The following is a 13,839-nucleotide window of genomic DNA, read 5'->3' on the forward strand; positions in this document are numbered from 1 at the left end:
ATAAAAATTCAAATTTTAAATTAAATATTTTTCGTAAGAAAAAAATAATATAGCTATAATAAAAAAAGACAAAATTTTATGAAAGGAGCTTGTATGAGCGACAAAGAAAATGTTGTTTTAGAAGATGGCGAACGCATGCTGTCTCCAGTTCCGATGTCTGAGCGACGCCCGACATTTAACCAGATAATGGTATGGGTAGGTTTTGGCTACGTCGTTACTGGACTTTTCATAGGTGGCGTTCTAGCCGGTTTTGGCGGAAAGCCTGGCGTCTCACCTCAAACCGCCATTTGGGCGATCATTTTGGGTATGGGCTCGCTAAGTATCATCACTGCGCTACTTGGCATAATGGCTCAAAAAACAGGCATGAGCCTAGCTCTAGTTTCTAGGTACTCTTACGGCATAAAAGGTGCAAATTTGCCAATGATCATCATGGCACTGCTAACACTTGGCTGGTTTGCCAGCATCACTGGCATGGTCGGTCAAATTTGGGGTTCATTTATAGGCAATCCAAGTGGCGTCATCGTCTTTGACCCAGCAAATTTTGGCTATAAAGATATCACACCGATCACGCTTGAGGTCTTTCTTGCTTGCTTTATCTTTGGCATCATCTTTACCATCACAGCATACGTAGGTATCAAAGCTATCGAGGCTATCGCGATCCCTATAAGCCCTGTTATCTTGATCATCGCAGTCTATGTTGGCTACGAGATGTTGGCAGAGGGTGGCGGAGCTGCGGCCTTTTTAGAAAAGACCAAAAATATACAAGGTCTTGGGCTTGGAAATGCCATCACTGCTGTTGTTGGTAGCTGGATAGCAGGAGCTGTTATGGGCGTTGATCTATTTAGATTTAACAAATCAGTAAAAGCTGTCATAGCTGGTGTCATAGCTTGCTTTATACTAACAAACCCTCTTTTAAACATAGTTGGCTACATCGGCGCGGTAAGTGTTGGTCAGTTTAACTACGTAGAGTGGATGCTAACAAAGTCAGCCCTTTTAGCCATCATCGGTGTCATCGCTTGGACAGCATCGCTTTGGACCACAAATAACGCCGAGCTCTACTGCAACTCGCTATATACTGGTCCGGTACTTTCAAGCATAAATTTAAACATAAATAGAAAAAAACTAGTGCTACTCGCTGGCGTAGTAGGCACTGTGCTTGGCTCATTTGCCTTTTATCAAATGTTTTTTGCGTCGTTCATCACGATACTTGGTACATTTGCTCCGCCTCTTGCTGGTCCGTTAATAGCTGATTATTACATCATCAAAAAAGGAAAATACGACATCACTAAATTTAATAGCGAACCAGACTATCACATGGCTGGCGTTATTTCATTTGTCATAGGCGCTTTGCTTGGATTTATATTCCAATACTATTTGCCACTTCCATTTGACCTACCATCAGGTCTTGTAGCGTTAGTTATTACGATTATTATCTATCCGATATTTTATAAAATTTTTAACAAGGAGATGAGATGAAAAAGGTAGTTTTAAACGAATTTAGCGCAAGAGAGCTAAAGCAAAAATTTGAAGCGCACGAGATAGATAGCGCTATCACGACCTTTGGTAGTTGCGAGAGCCACGGCTGGCACCTGCCACTTGGGCCTGATCTTTTTGTGCCTGAAGAGATCGCAAAAAGAGCAGCTCTAAGACTTGGAAAGACTATCGTTGTGCCAGGCGTGCCTTTTGGTACTTCTATCCACTACAACCAATTTCCTATGTCAGTCACTCTTAGATTTGAAACCACGATAGCGATCGCTGAAGACATTTTTGAGAGCCTTATAAACAATGGCATAAAACATATCATCATACTAAATGGCCACGACGGCAACATCCCTGCCCTTGAGATCGCCGCTAGAAAGGTAAAAGATAGACATAAAGACGCTGTTTTGGTCTTTATCCCTGCTTGGTGGAACATCACAGGAGCTAGACTAAAAGGTACATTTGACGTCTGGGACGGACTTGGCCACGGCGGAGAGGGCGAGACTTCTATAACTATGGCAGTTAAGCCTGAGCTTGTAAATTTAGAGTATGCAAAGTCACAAGTGCCTCACGATGTGATCGGTTTTGGCGAGTTTAGCACCATCATCTGGGATATCAAAGAGGTAACAGAGACAGGTGCTACTGGAGATAGCACAAAAGCTACCCTAGAAAAAGGTCAAAAGATGCTTGATTGTGTGACTGACTACGTTGTCGAGATCGTTGAAAAGCTTGAAAAAATGGGCTGGAAATACGACCACAGAAAATAAATTTATGTGTGCTAGAGATAGCACACATTTTTACTGCTTAATTCTTCACTAAATTTATAAAACAAAATTTTTAAATACTGACTGAAAGTTAAATTTGATAGATAGTAGAAATTTAAAAGAGAAAAGCCATATAAAAATATGGCTTTAAATTTTAATGCTCGTGCTCGCTAATAGCGACTGCACCGGCTAGATAAACGTAAGTAAGCATCATGAAAATAAATGTTTGCAAAACAGCCATAAGTGTTAGAAGTGCAAAGGCTGGAAGTGGAGCAAACCAAGGTGCAAGTGTAAGCATCGCAAGTAAGAACAAGTCATCGCCCTTGATGTTACCAAAAAGACGGAAAGATAGCGAAACTACACGTGAAAGATGCGAGATGACTTCGACTGGAAACATAATAGGAGCTAGAAATTTGTTTGGTCCCATGAAGTGTCCAAAGTATTTGAAAAAGCCATTTTCTCTAATGCCCTCAAAGTTATAGTAAATAAATACAACCAAAGCCAAAACTAGAGTTAAATTTAAGCTTGAGCTTGGTGACTCAAAGCCAGGGATGATGCCGATGACGTTTGAGAAAAATACGATAAAGCCGATAGTTGCGACAAGTGGGAGATACTTTCTAGCTAGCTTTTCGCTGCCTAAAGTATCCTTGCCCATAGAGATAACACCCTCTAAATAAGCCTCAACTATGTTTTGAAGACCTCTTGGCACAAGTTGCATTTTACTCCTTGCGATGTAAGCAACGATGAGGATGATCAAAGCTACAAGGCAAAAGTGAAACGCATAGACAAAGGCATGTGAATGGTTTAGCAAATTTGAGAATAAAAACAAATCTTTCATTGATTTACCTTAGATTTAGAATTTTGCGTGATTGTAACAAAATTATTGTTAAAACATTTTTAATTTTAAGCCTTGAAGTAGTCAAAAAGCAGTTTGCAAATGGTCGCTGCGACAACTATCAAAAACATCGTTCTAATAAATTTGACCTCTTTTTTGATGACTAAATTTGAGCCAAAATAAGCTCCTAAAATTTGCCCCACAGCCATCAAAAAGCCAACTAGCCAAAGTATCTGCCCGCCTGCTACAAAAACGCCAAGTGCTACGATGTTGCTGGTGAAATTTAAAGCCTTTGTGTGAGCAACCGCTTTTTTTAAATTTAGCCCGATTAAAGCCACCATCGCAAACATCCAAAACGAGCCTGCTCCTGGGCCAAAAAAGCCATCATAAAAGCCAAGAATTAGTCCAAAGATGACATAAAATAGCCTCTCGTTCATCTTTGCAGCCCTGTCGCTTTCGCCTATTTTTGGCATAAAAAGCGTGTAGATGAAGATGGCGATTAGTAAAAATGGGATGATTATTTTTAAGAAATTTGCATTTAAAAATAAGATGAGCGTTGCGCCGATGAGAGCTCCGATAAATGTAAAAACTATGCCAACAAAGCACTCTTTGTAATTAATCAGCCCTTTTTTAGTGAAATTTAGCGTTGCCGTGAAGCTGCCAAATACGCCTTGAAGCTTGTTTGTACCAAGGGCAAGATGAGGTGGCACGCCCATAGCCATGATGGCTGGCAGAGTGATCAGTCCGCCGCCTCCTGCGATCGCATCGATAAAACCACCCAAAAACGCGGCGACAAAAAAGACAGTGTAGCTAAGTAGGTCAAATTGCATTTTTGTTCTTTGTAAATTTAAGTTAAAAAGCGGATTGTAGTTTAAAATTTTGAAATTTCATCTTAGAAATGGGGGTTAAATTTGAGCGCAAAATTTAAAAAAGCCTTTAAACATATAAATTTAAAGGCTTTTTGTGGGGCTTTATTACTTAATAACGCCGCAAAGCATTCTAGCGCCACCGCCGCCAAGTGCTTTTGGTTGGTCACTGTGGTTATCGCCACCAACGTGAACCATTAGTGAGTGACCTTTTAGCTCGTCAAGATTTTTTATCTTTGGAGCTAGCACTGGATAGTTTGCATTGCCCTCAGTGTCTACGTAAAGTGCTGGTAGATCGCCTTTGTGACCCTTATCGTCCCATGCAAATGAGTGCATCTTTGTTTCAGCTGGATCCCAGTGACCGCCCGCTTTCATACCTAGACCTTTCTCAGTCGCGCCACAATCAGCATTTTGATGAACGTGAAAGCCGTGAAGTCCTGCAGGAAGACCTTTTAAATTTGGAAAAAACGCAACGCCGTAGTTTGTCTTAACAGCTACTACTTCGCCAACGCTCTTATCGCCCTTTTCGCTTAGTTCGCTAACTGGGATCACAAGATGCTCTCCAGCTTTTGGATCAAAGTGATGACCCTCGTGAGCAAAAAGCAAAGTTCCTAAAACTGCACTTAGTAAAACGATTTTTTTCATACAAGCTCCTTATGGATAAAATTGTATGGCAAGTCTATCCTAAATTTAAAAATTTAGCAATAATTTTTATTTTTTGAGATTTTTTACGATGGTTTCTAGCTCTTTGCTCTGCCCTATCCTGTAAAGCGCAAAGTCGTATTTTATCGGGTCAAGCTCGTCAAATTCTCTAAGTTTTTTTGTAAGATCCATGACCGCTTTGAAGTCGTAGCTCTTTCTGTTTATAAGTCCTAAATTTAATGAAACCCTATGCGTATGCACATCAAGTGGCATCAAAAGTCTATCTTTTGGCAAATTTTTAAACAGTCCAAGGTCGATGTCGCTATCTCGCACCATCCAGCGAAGATACATGTTATAGCGTTTATATGGGCTTTGAGGCTCTTTGCTAAAACTCTTACCAAAGAAAAACTCATATCCGTCTGAGCGGTAAGAATTTAGTCCATATATAAATTTGATAAGCTCATTTACTGCTTCTATCATCTCGCCATTTTTTGCAAGACCTTGGCGCAAAATTTCTTCTATGCTGCCCTCTTTTTTCAGGCGTGAGAGTGTGATGAAAATTTCTTTTACGTCGTTTTCATTTTGAAAGCGGTATTTGAAATTTGATAGATTTTTCTTGATATTTTGCTCACTCTCATCAAGCAGGCTAAAATCAAGCGAATTTAGAAATTTCACTATCATTTTTGCGTTGCCATAAGCAAATAACGCACAAATGAGCGCTATGTTTGGCTCTTTAAATTTAGTAGCTACTTGAAGAGGGTCCGGGGCGTCAAATAGCCCCGAATTTGTATTTTTACTAAGTACGTGTGCGTCTAAAAGGCTCTTTAGTTCGCTCATTGTTTTAGTGAAAGAAGAGTGTCAAGCATCTGATCAACTGTCGTGATGATCTTTGCTGCTGCACCGTAGCTTGCTTGAAAGCGGATTAAGTTTGTAAGCTCTTCGTTGGTATCTACGCCGCTTGTTGATTGAAATTCCTCTTCAGCAGTCCTTTGCAAAGATGTGTTTGTGTCGTGGATAGTGTTGTTTGCCTCGGTATCGCTTGCCATATCGGTCGTAAAATATCGGTAATACCCCTCGATCGTCTCATCTCTATCAAGCGCAGTGCCACTTGAGTAAAATGTCTGCTTTTGATACTGAAGCTGTATCATCTTGTTTGCAACTTCGTTATTACCCACGACTGGCTTTGAGTAGGCACGAAGTTTTGTATGATCTTGGGTGAAATTTTGATTGATGCCTATTGTATTTGAGTTTGTGCCAGAGAAAAACCTGTTGATACCAACAACGCCTGGGAAATTTGTGCCGTGATCGACTATTGAGATGCTATAAAGCCCTTGAGCTTGCTTTGGTATGAGCGCAAATGTGCCTTGATGCGTATTTTTATCATAAAAATACGACGCTTCAAAGAAGTCATCGACGTCATTTAGCATGTTGTTGTCGTTATTATCGTCTGAATTTGAGTTAAAATCCTGCACAACAGAGTTGCCGTATTTTGTATCATTCATCGTCGTAGTGCCGTTTATCTCGATAGTTTTTTTGGCTACGACGTTGCCCTTGTTGTCATAAACTATGGCTTCAAAGCTGCCGTTTCTTATGCTGTTGTCGTGGTTCATCAGCGTCTTGTCGTTTTCTAGGTAGCTGATCGGATCTGAGTTTGAAATTTCAACCGCAGACTCGGCATAGACATTGTTTGTGCTAGTTATTAAAGTTTTTGAAAATGTATTTAGATTGTCGATATATTTTTGGATGATACCATCGCTAAATTTATCATTATCTGGCTCGTAGTTACGGCCTCTAAGATCAAGCGCAGCGCCTATCTTGCCATTTGTGATCTTCTCCTCCATAGGGATGCGTCTGCCATCTTCTCTTTCATAATAAATTTTTGTGTATTGCCCACTCTCAGTTGAGCTCATAGAAATTTCATGAAAATTTACGCCATCAACGATGCTCACACCACCGATATTTAGGTTGTAGTATCTTCCTTGATCGCTTATGCCTGTATCTATCCTTGACTCGCTTTTTAAATCGCTTTTATAAACTGCTGTATTTACTAGCTTTGACATAGCAAGCTCTAGCTCATCGCGCTTGTCACGAAGGTCATTTGCATTTATCTTGATGCCAGCGTCTGCGCCAGATTCAACTCTTTGAATTTGCTTGTTGATATTTGCTATTTGCTTGCCAAGTGAGTTTATCTCGTTTATATTTATCTTTATAGTCTCATCTATCTGCGTGTGCATATCATAAAGCATCTTTGATGAGCGGTTGATGCTAGCTGTTAAAACGCTAGCTTTGTTTATCAAATTTACCTTTTGAGCGCCCTCGTCTGGGTTTGAAGCAAAGTTGTTCCACGCAGCAAAATACTCTTGTATATCTTTTACCATGCCGTTATCTTTTAGATCTGGGAAGTATTTTGTCGCCTCTTGTAAAATTCTCTGTTTGTAGCCTGTATTTTCTAAATTTGATGATGAATATTTTAGTCTTGAATAGGCAAACTCATCGTGAAGCCTTGTCACAGTATCTACTTGCGTACCTGTGCCAACGCCACCAGGGACAGTGTTCATCGCTGGAGATGCTGACTGAACTACACGCTGTCTTGTGTAGTAGTTACTATCGGCGTTTGTGATGTTGTTTCCAGTTGTGCTTATTTGCACCTGGGCTGCATTTAGCCCTGAAACGCCTGTGCCTAATGACATAAAGATATTAGCCATTTGTTAAACCCTTGATTTGTAAAAATTATTATCTGTGCCGCTGCCGTCTTGTCCGTATTCATTAGTCTGAGTGCCAAAGACTTTTTTGCTAAGCGAGTCGAAAAACTCCTTAACAACAACGACGTGTCTTGCATATTCTTTATTTACTTTATGCAAAATTTCAAGCTTTGAACGCATAAGCACCAGCTTTGACTTCACTTCATCATCTAAAACATTTGCAAGTGTCGTAGTGCCACTCTCTTTTGAGACCCTTAAAAGCTCTTTATCCAAAGCTCTTTTGGTATCTTCAAAAGCGCGCACGAGAGCATTTTTCTTCTTCACACTCTCATCAACGCTTGAATGTTTCGCCTCTTTTATATTGGCGATATCTTGCATCGTTAAATTTATAAGCTCGTCTAGCTCGCCTATGGCCTCGTCCAAAAGCTTCTTTATCATTTAAATTCCTTTAAATTTAGAGCAACGCATCAGCCACAGCTTTTGCTGTTTTAGAGATATCTACCTGATAGGTGCCATTTGCTATTGCATCAGCTATCTCTTTTACTCTTGCGTTTTCGTTTGTTTTTACTTCTTTGTTTTCATTTTCAACTCTAGCATCGCTATTATTGTTTAGCGTATTTGCCTGGTAGTTTGGTCTTTGGTTCAAAGGAGTTATCATATCCATACCTCTTAAAATAAAATGTTTATATCACTACATCGGCAAAATATAAATTTACTTAAGAGTCTCTCTTTAAAAAATCGTATAAAAGTTCTGAAAAACCTAAATTTCCACTCAAAGCTTTGCTCATAGCATCGTTATACATAGACCTATAAATGTCGCTGCCAGCGGCTTTTGGATAGAGTGAGTTGTGCTCATCTTCTTTTAAAGCGATATCAAGCACAGCTTTTACCATAAATGCTTCAAAAGCATCAGTTTGCTCTTTTAAAAGTGCATCTTGTTTACTATTTAGGTTTTTTATCTTGTTTGCTGAGATGTCATTGTATGAATTTAGTGCTAAAGTGTTGTCTATTTGCATTATATTATCTCCAGATCGACTTGTATCGCGCCAACTCTTTTTAAATTTTCAAGTATCGAGATGATATCGCTTGGTGTTGCGCCAAGTTTGTTTAGCGCCCTTGTTACGTTTGCAACGGTTGTTTTCTCGCCTGAAATTTTAAGTAGATTTTGACTAGGGGCTACTGAGGTATCGCTACCTATGTTTACATCATTTTGCGCTGCCTCTTCGTAGCTGTTTGGCTCTATTTTTATTGTAATTGCGCCGTGAGTTATCACAACTGGGCTAACTACTGCGTTTATACCACTAACTATCGTGCCAGTTCTCTCATCAACCACGATCTTCTCATCTGGCTTATACTCCACATCAAGATCAAGTACAGCGCTTGCAAGCTCGATGATACTAACGTCATCTGGCTTTTTAATAATGACCGTTCTTGGATCGATAGCCTTTGCAGTATCGTCTGAGATGTTTGCATTTATGGCGTTTTGGATATCAAGAGCGGTTTTAAAATTTGTATCTTTTAGGCTTAGCTTTATGCTATCTTGGTTGTAGATATCATAAGTTACTTCGCGCTCCACAAGGGCGCCATTTAAGATAGTGCCAACGGTTGGGTGGTTGCCGCCGCTTCTGCCTGCACTCTTGCCACCGATGCTTAGAGGGCCCTGAGCTAAAGCGTAGATATCACCATCAACGCCTTTTAGCGGGGTCATAAGAAGTGTGCCACCCTGCAAGCTCTTAGCGTCACCGATAGATGAGATCTCTATGTCAAGCTTGTCGCCATGCCTTGCAAATGCAGGCAATTTTGCTGTCACCATAACAGCAGCTGCGTTTTTTGACTTGATATCGTCTGGATTTATCTTGACATTTACGCCTTGAAGCATGTTTGATAGCGACTGGATCGTAAATTTTGACGTTGAGCCGTCCCCTGTGCCGTTTAGTCCGACAACCAAACCATAGCCTATTAGCTGATTATCCCTTACACCAACGATATTTGCAAGCTCTTTTATCTGCGTAGCAAAGGCTGAAGTAGCTATCACTGAAGCTGCTACAAAAGATAAAAATTTATTCATATTTTTTCCTAAAATTTAGCTATTTTAGGTTTTAAAGCAAAAGATGTTCCAAATTTTACTGAAAATAAGAGAGCGAAGTGGCTCCAAATTTTTTAAATTTAACAAGTTTATACGCAGAAATTTCATCATTAAATTTAAAGTCGCTGTTATGCTCAAAAACTATCATATAAATTTTCTCTTTTTTTAGCTGTGAGATCAAATTTACAAGCTTTTCATAGATATCATCAAAGCCAGCCCTTATGTCAAATGGCGGATCAAGATAGAGCAAAACCTTGCCATTTTGCGAATTTACAAGATCAGGCAAAAGCGTAAAAGTGTCGCCATTTATCGCTTTTAAATTTGGACTTTGCAAGCTTGCAAGATTGCTTTGCGTGATCTTAAAAGCGGCTCTATCTTTTTCGATAGCGATAGCCTCACGTGCTCCGTTGCTAACGGCCTCGCTTGCCATCACGCCGCTTCCGCCAAAGCCCTCTATAAATGTAAGCGAGTAAATTTCATCTCTGATGACGTTGAAAAAGGACTCTTTTACGATGCTTTTTGTGCTTCTTGTCGTGCTTAGACTTGGTAGCTCAAGCCTCTTGCCTTTAAATTTACCACTTGAAATTTTGGTAAAAAGTTTCACTGATTTGCCCTTAAAATTTCGAGCAGATCGGCTTTAAATTTATCAATTAAGAGCGATACTTTTTGCTCCAAACTCTTTTCATTTACTATCTGATCTGGCTCTTTTGCCTTTGAAATTTGGGTGGCTGAGTAAAACTCCTCGAGCGTATCAAGAAGAGTGGCTCTCGTAAACGGATGAGAAAGATGAGCGTTTTTACCTATTATAAATAGCGGTTTTTTTGTGACGATCTCTCGGTCACTTACTACAAAATCACAATCCTTATGATGAGCGGCTAAATTTCCACAAAAAAGCAGCAAGGTCTTTTGCAGCAAAATGCAGTCGCATTCAAATGAAATTTTCATATCCCGTCCTATAAATTTTGCTCGATTTTAACCTAAATAATCAAAAATTTATATAAATACTAAAGGAATTTAAAATTTTACCGATGTAGGAGCTAGCGTAAGTTTTAAGGAGTAAAACTATGGAAATTTTCAAAGCAGCGGCAAATCAAACACTTGATGCAAGCATGAGCACATCGGCTCAGCGTCAGTTAGACAGCAGACCTATCGAGCACTCTGATGTCAAAGTAAATGCCGACAAAAACGGCAAGTCAAAGGATGCTAACGAGCTTGACGGACTTAGCAACGAGGATCTTGCCAGAAAAACAAGAGAGGTCACTGATAGGCTAAACTATCAGATGCAGCAGCTCGATACTAATGTAAGATTTGCTTACAACGAGAAGTTAAATTTAATGGTAGTGCAAGTAAAAGACGCCAAAACAGGCGAAGAGATAACACAGCTTCCAAGCAAAGAAGCTATAAAAATCAGCGAGTATTTCAAAGAAAGTATCGGAATACTTTTTGACAAGGAGAGTTAAAAATGGCAGTAGGTAACATAACAAATTTAGGCATCGGTACAAAAAATAGCGGCCTAAACGACGAGCTTATCAAGAAACTAAAAGAGGCTGATGAGGCTGGACAGATCAAACCACTTACAACAAGGCTGGAGAAAAATGAGCTTAAGCAAAAGGACCTTGCGGCTCTAAAAACTCTTGTTAGCAACGTAAATGTTAGTGGCAAAACACTTGGCGGCGAGGCACTTTATCTAAAAAGAAATACCAATAACGCTGGTAAAAGCGTCACAGCTTCAGCGGCAAACGGTGTTAGCGTGCAAAGCTTTAGTATCGACGTGCAAAAACTTGCTCAAAAAGATACATTTCAAAGCAAGAATTTCAAAAATTCTTCAAGCATGGTGGGTGCGACAAATACTGGCTCGTTTGATGTTGAGATCGATGGACAAAAATTCTCTATCGGTGTGACAAGATCGACAACCTATCAAGATATCGTTGATAAGATAAATGACGTAAGTGGCGGCAAGTTGCAAGCTAGAATTTTAAATGTTGGTGGCGACAAACCAAATCAAATAATGCTTCAATCAGGCAAAACTGGCGCTACGCAGACTATTAAATTTTCAAACGACACAGCTGGCATTTTAGACAAGCTTGGCTGGGATAATACGCAGTTTCAAGATACAGACGAGCATGGCACAGCGCTAACAAATCCTGATGGCACGCCAAAGATGACATCAAATTTGGAGAAAAATAGAATTCTAAAAGCGCAAGATGCAGAATTTACATATAACGGCGTAAATATCAAAAGAGATAAAAATAGCTTTGATGATCTAAGACCTGGCGTAAATATCACTCTAAATGAGACTGGCAGAACAAATGTCAGCGTCTCTCAAAACACTGAAGAGGTTGTAAAAGCGGTTGAAGAGTTTATAAAAGACTACAACCTAATGACAATGAACCTTGAGATCGCTACAAAATATGACGAAGAAAAAGGCGCTGGTACTTTCCAAGGTGTGAGTGAAATTTCAAGCCTTAGATCAAACATCGGACGTCTAGTAAATGGTCAAGATAGCGAAGGCAAAGCGCTAAGTAAATTTGGCATAGTGCCAGATAAAGACGGTCAGCTCCAGCTTGATCTAAATAAATTTAACGCAGCTCTTAGCAAAGATCCGGAAGAAATTCAGAAATTTTTTATGGGTTCAAGCAAGACTGAGCCGATAAGCTACATGGGTAACTCAACCGTTAGTGCAGGTGCGTTAAATATCCAAGCTGGCGATCTAACGATAAATGGCAAGTCAGTTATATTTTCAACCGCAGCTGGTTCAACACTCGAGGATAACGCTCTAAAACTTCAACAAGCTATCAATGACGCTGGTATCGAGGGTGTCACAGCTAGTCTTGATCAAAGCGGCAAGAGGATCATCTTAAAAAGAAGCGATGGCGAAAATATCGAGGTAAAAGGCAAAGCTTCTGCACTAGCAACTCTTGGCATGAGCGAAGCTACTGTAAATCCAGTGACTAAAAAAACTGATGGTCTATTTACAAAGCTAGCTAAGATGCTTGATGGGGCTGTTGGCAAAAAAGGCACGATGATTGCTATGCAAAATCAGCTAAAAGACGAGAGTGAGTCTATCACTAAAAACAAGGAGAGCACTCAAAAGCTTTTAGATGAGAAATATACAACGATGCAAGAGCGCTTCATCAAGTATAACTCTATCATCGCAAGTTTAGAAAATCAGTTCTCAACCCTAAAATCAATGATAGATGCTGAAATAAACAGTAGAAAATAAGAGAGAAAAATGAATCAAAGTGCATATAGTGCATACGCACAGTCGAGTTTCGGGGGCATCGAGTCCCCGACTAAATTAATAGAAATGCTTTATGACGGAATTTTGAAATTTATATTTCGCACCAAAAAAGCGATCGAAGCTGGAGATATAGAGAAAAAGGTCTATTATATAAACAGAGCAAACGCTATCTTTGTCGAGCTTTTAAACTCGCTTGATTATTCTCAAGGCGACGTGGCTCACTACCTTAGCGGTCTTTACACAAGGCAGATGCAGCTTCTTGCTATGGCAAATATCCAAAATGATATTAACGCGCTAAATGAAGTAACAAATGTCGTAAAGCAGTTATCAGAAGCATGGAGGGAGGTAACATCAGGTGAATAGCTGGATCAATGAATTTAAGCTAGCGTTAATAAACGAAGATACAAGAAAGCTAGCCGCACTATCACAAAGCTTTAGCGAAGATATGTTTAAAAGCTTAGCTTCAGCAAAGGAAGCACAAGCGCTAATCGGCGGTGCGATAGAGCTTTTTAAAACTAAATCTTCACACATCCAAAACGAGCTTACAAAGCTACAAAAAGCTCAAAAATACGTAAAAAACTAATCTAAACTCAAACTTTCAAGGCACGGCATATTTGCCGGTTTTGTCTTGAAAAACTTTCAAATTTACTAACTGTTTGCTACTTGAAATTTACTCTAAATTTAAGCGAAGGCACGGCGTTAAGCCGAGTTCTGTCTTGAGCGATCATTTATCTACGCTTGCTTTTACAAACAAGCTCTAGCGAAGGGTTTTAATATAAGACCAAAACCATCCCTTCTTACTGCAAGTTGGGTTTATATGGCCACGCAAGTTACCAAGCGTGCCGGTGGGCTCTTACCCCGCCGTTTCACCTTTACCGCCAAAGCGGAAGTTTGCTTTCTGTTACACTATCCCTTAGGTTTCCCTAGCCATCCGTTAGATGGAACTTTGTCTTATCGCAGCTCGGACTTTCCTCTTTTGTAAAATACAAAAGCGACCGCTTACCGTGCCAGAGCGTGATTATATTTAAAATTATATAAATTTACCCTGCGGCTAAATTTTTCATCAAATTTAGCAAATTTTATCTAGGCATTTTTTTGATTTTTGAGCCTAAATTTTGTCACAACTTGGTATGAAATTAATTTTTTTATTTAATCTTTTTAAAATTTCTTTACAAAAACAAGAGTAAAACGCTCCAAATTTCACTTTTTTGTTATTTTACTTTT

General features: G+C 39.6%; 17 protein-coding genes and 1 other RNA gene. 6 read left to right on the forward strand and 12 right to left on the reverse strand.

Translation table 11 applies throughout. The features are described 5' to 3' along the window. Window positions 1-93: 93 nt before the first annotated feature. Both F3G88_RS04405 and F3G88_RS04410 read left to right on the forward strand, forming a co-directional pair. The gene (locus F3G88_RS04405) at window positions 94-1,476 is read left to right on the forward strand and encodes a purine-cytosine permease family protein (RefSeq protein ID WP_149715467.1); all 1,383 of its coding nucleotides are present in this window, start codon (window positions 94-96) and stop codon (window positions 1,474-1,476) included. Beyond that, window positions 1,473-2,246, forward strand: a complete 774-nt coding sequence (locus tag F3G88_RS04410; RefSeq protein ID WP_149715468.1) for a creatininase family protein — start codon at window positions 1,473-1,475, stop codon at window positions 2,244-2,246. The genes F3G88_RS04405 and F3G88_RS04410 overlap by 4 nt, the downstream gene beginning before the upstream one ends. Window positions 2,247-2,397: 151 nt before the next feature. On the opposite strand, the gene F3G88_RS04415 is transcribed toward F3G88_RS04410, so the two are convergent. The 11 genes from F3G88_RS04415 to F3G88_RS04465 form a co-directional block, all read right to left on the reverse strand. Next, complete coding sequence (locus tag F3G88_RS04415; RefSeq protein WP_002942300.1) at window positions 2,398-3,081, reverse strand: F0F1 ATP synthase subunit A; 684 nt, start codon at window positions 3,079-3,081, stop codon at window positions 2,398-2,400. A gap of 65 nt (window positions 3,082-3,146) precedes the next feature. Next, window positions 3,147-3,908, reverse strand: a complete 762-nt coding sequence (locus F3G88_RS04420; protein WP_149715469.1) for a TSUP family transporter — start codon at window positions 3,906-3,908, stop codon at window positions 3,147-3,149. Between the two features lie 144 nt (window positions 3,909-4,052). Beyond that, the gene (locus F3G88_RS04425; RefSeq protein WP_012001660.1) at window positions 4,053-4,589 is read right to left on the reverse strand and encodes a superoxide dismutase family protein; all 537 of its coding nucleotides are present in this window, start codon (window positions 4,587-4,589) and stop codon (window positions 4,053-4,055) included. A 66-nt stretch (window positions 4,590-4,655) separates the two neighbouring features. Next, the gene (locus F3G88_RS04430; RefSeq protein WP_149715470.1) at window positions 4,656-5,423 is read right to left on the reverse strand and encodes a TIGR02757 family protein; all 768 of its coding nucleotides are present in this window, start codon (window positions 5,421-5,423) and stop codon (window positions 4,656-4,658) included. After that, on the reverse strand, window positions 5,420-7,291 hold the full coding sequence (flgK, locus tag F3G88_RS04435; RefSeq protein ID WP_012001658.1) for a flagellar hook-associated protein FlgK: 1,872 nt from the start codon (window positions 7,289-7,291) through the stop codon (window positions 5,420-5,422). Before flgK ends, F3G88_RS04430 begins: the two co-directional genes overlap by 4 nt. A 3-nt stretch (window positions 7,292-7,294) precedes the next feature. Continuing rightward, window positions 7,295-7,726: a flagellar export chaperone FlgN gene (locus F3G88_RS04440; protein ID WP_012001657.1), complete on the reverse strand. Its 432-nt coding sequence runs from the start codon at window positions 7,724-7,726 to the stop codon at window positions 7,295-7,297. A gap of 16 nt (window positions 7,727-7,742) precedes the next feature. After that, the gene (locus F3G88_RS04445) at window positions 7,743-7,946 is read right to left on the reverse strand and encodes a flagellar biosynthesis anti-sigma factor FlgM (RefSeq protein ID WP_181001979.1); all 204 of its coding nucleotides are present in this window, start codon (window positions 7,944-7,946) and stop codon (window positions 7,743-7,745) included. Window positions 7,947-8,004: 58 nt separating this feature from the next. Beyond that, complete coding sequence (locus F3G88_RS04450; RefSeq protein WP_149715471.1) at window positions 8,005-8,304, reverse strand: rod-binding protein; 300 nt, start codon at window positions 8,302-8,304, stop codon at window positions 8,005-8,007. Next, window positions 8,304-9,356, reverse strand: a complete 1,053-nt coding sequence (locus tag F3G88_RS04455; protein ID WP_149715472.1) for a flagellar basal body P-ring protein FlgI — start codon at window positions 9,354-9,356, stop codon at window positions 8,304-8,306. The genes F3G88_RS04450 and F3G88_RS04455 overlap by 1 nt, the downstream gene beginning before the upstream one ends. A 55-nt stretch (window positions 9,357-9,411) precedes the next feature. Continuing rightward, window positions 9,412-9,978, reverse strand: coding sequence for a 16S rRNA (guanine(966)-N(2))-methyltransferase RsmD (gene rsmD, locus F3G88_RS04460; RefSeq protein ID WP_149715473.1), 567 nt, complete (start codon window positions 9,976-9,978; stop codon window positions 9,412-9,414). After that, window positions 9,975-10,319, reverse strand: coding sequence for a hypothetical protein (locus tag F3G88_RS04465; protein ID WP_012001654.1), 345 nt, complete (start codon window positions 10,317-10,319; stop codon window positions 9,975-9,977). Before F3G88_RS04465 ends, rsmD begins: the two co-directional genes overlap by 4 nt. Before the next feature lie 119 nt (window positions 10,320-10,438). On the opposite strand from F3G88_RS04465, the gene flaG reads away from it, so the two are divergent. From flaG to F3G88_RS04485, 4 genes are read left to right on the forward strand one after another with little or no spacing between them, the layout of a single operon-like run. Further along, window positions 10,439-10,834 carry a flagella length regulator FlaG gene (gene flaG, locus F3G88_RS04470; RefSeq protein ID WP_149715474.1) on the forward strand — a complete coding sequence of 132 codons (396 nt, stop codon included), beginning with the start codon at window positions 10,439-10,441 and terminating at the stop codon, window positions 10,832-10,834. A 2-nt stretch (window positions 10,835-10,836) separates the two neighbouring features. Beyond that, the gene (fliD, locus tag F3G88_RS04475; RefSeq protein ID WP_149715475.1) at window positions 10,837-12,597 is read left to right on the forward strand and encodes a flagellar filament capping protein FliD; all 1,761 of its coding nucleotides are present in this window, start codon (window positions 10,837-10,839) and stop codon (window positions 12,595-12,597) included. Window positions 12,598-12,606: 9 nt separating this feature from the next. Next, complete coding sequence (gene fliS / locus F3G88_RS04480) at window positions 12,607-12,978, forward strand: flagellar export chaperone FliS (protein ID WP_009293744.1); 372 nt, start codon at window positions 12,607-12,609, stop codon at window positions 12,976-12,978. Beyond that, the gene (locus F3G88_RS04485) at window positions 12,971-13,198 is read left to right on the forward strand and encodes a hypothetical protein (RefSeq protein ID WP_012001652.1); all 228 of its coding nucleotides are present in this window, start codon (window positions 12,971-12,973) and stop codon (window positions 13,196-13,198) included. Before fliS ends, F3G88_RS04485 begins: the two co-directional genes overlap by 8 nt. A 101-nt stretch (window positions 13,199-13,299) precedes the next feature. Here F3G88_RS04485 and rnpB read toward each other — a convergent pair. Continuing rightward, window positions 13,300-13,626: RNase P RNA component class A (gene rnpB / locus F3G88_RS04490), an RNA gene on the reverse strand. Between the last annotated feature and the right edge of the window lie 213 nt (window positions 13,627-13,839).

It is taken from the genome of Campylobacter concisus, from assembly GCF_902460675.1.
Taxonomy (GTDB): domain Bacteria; phylum Campylobacterota; class Campylobacteria; order Campylobacterales; family Campylobacteraceae; genus Campylobacter_A; species Campylobacter_A concisus_AJ.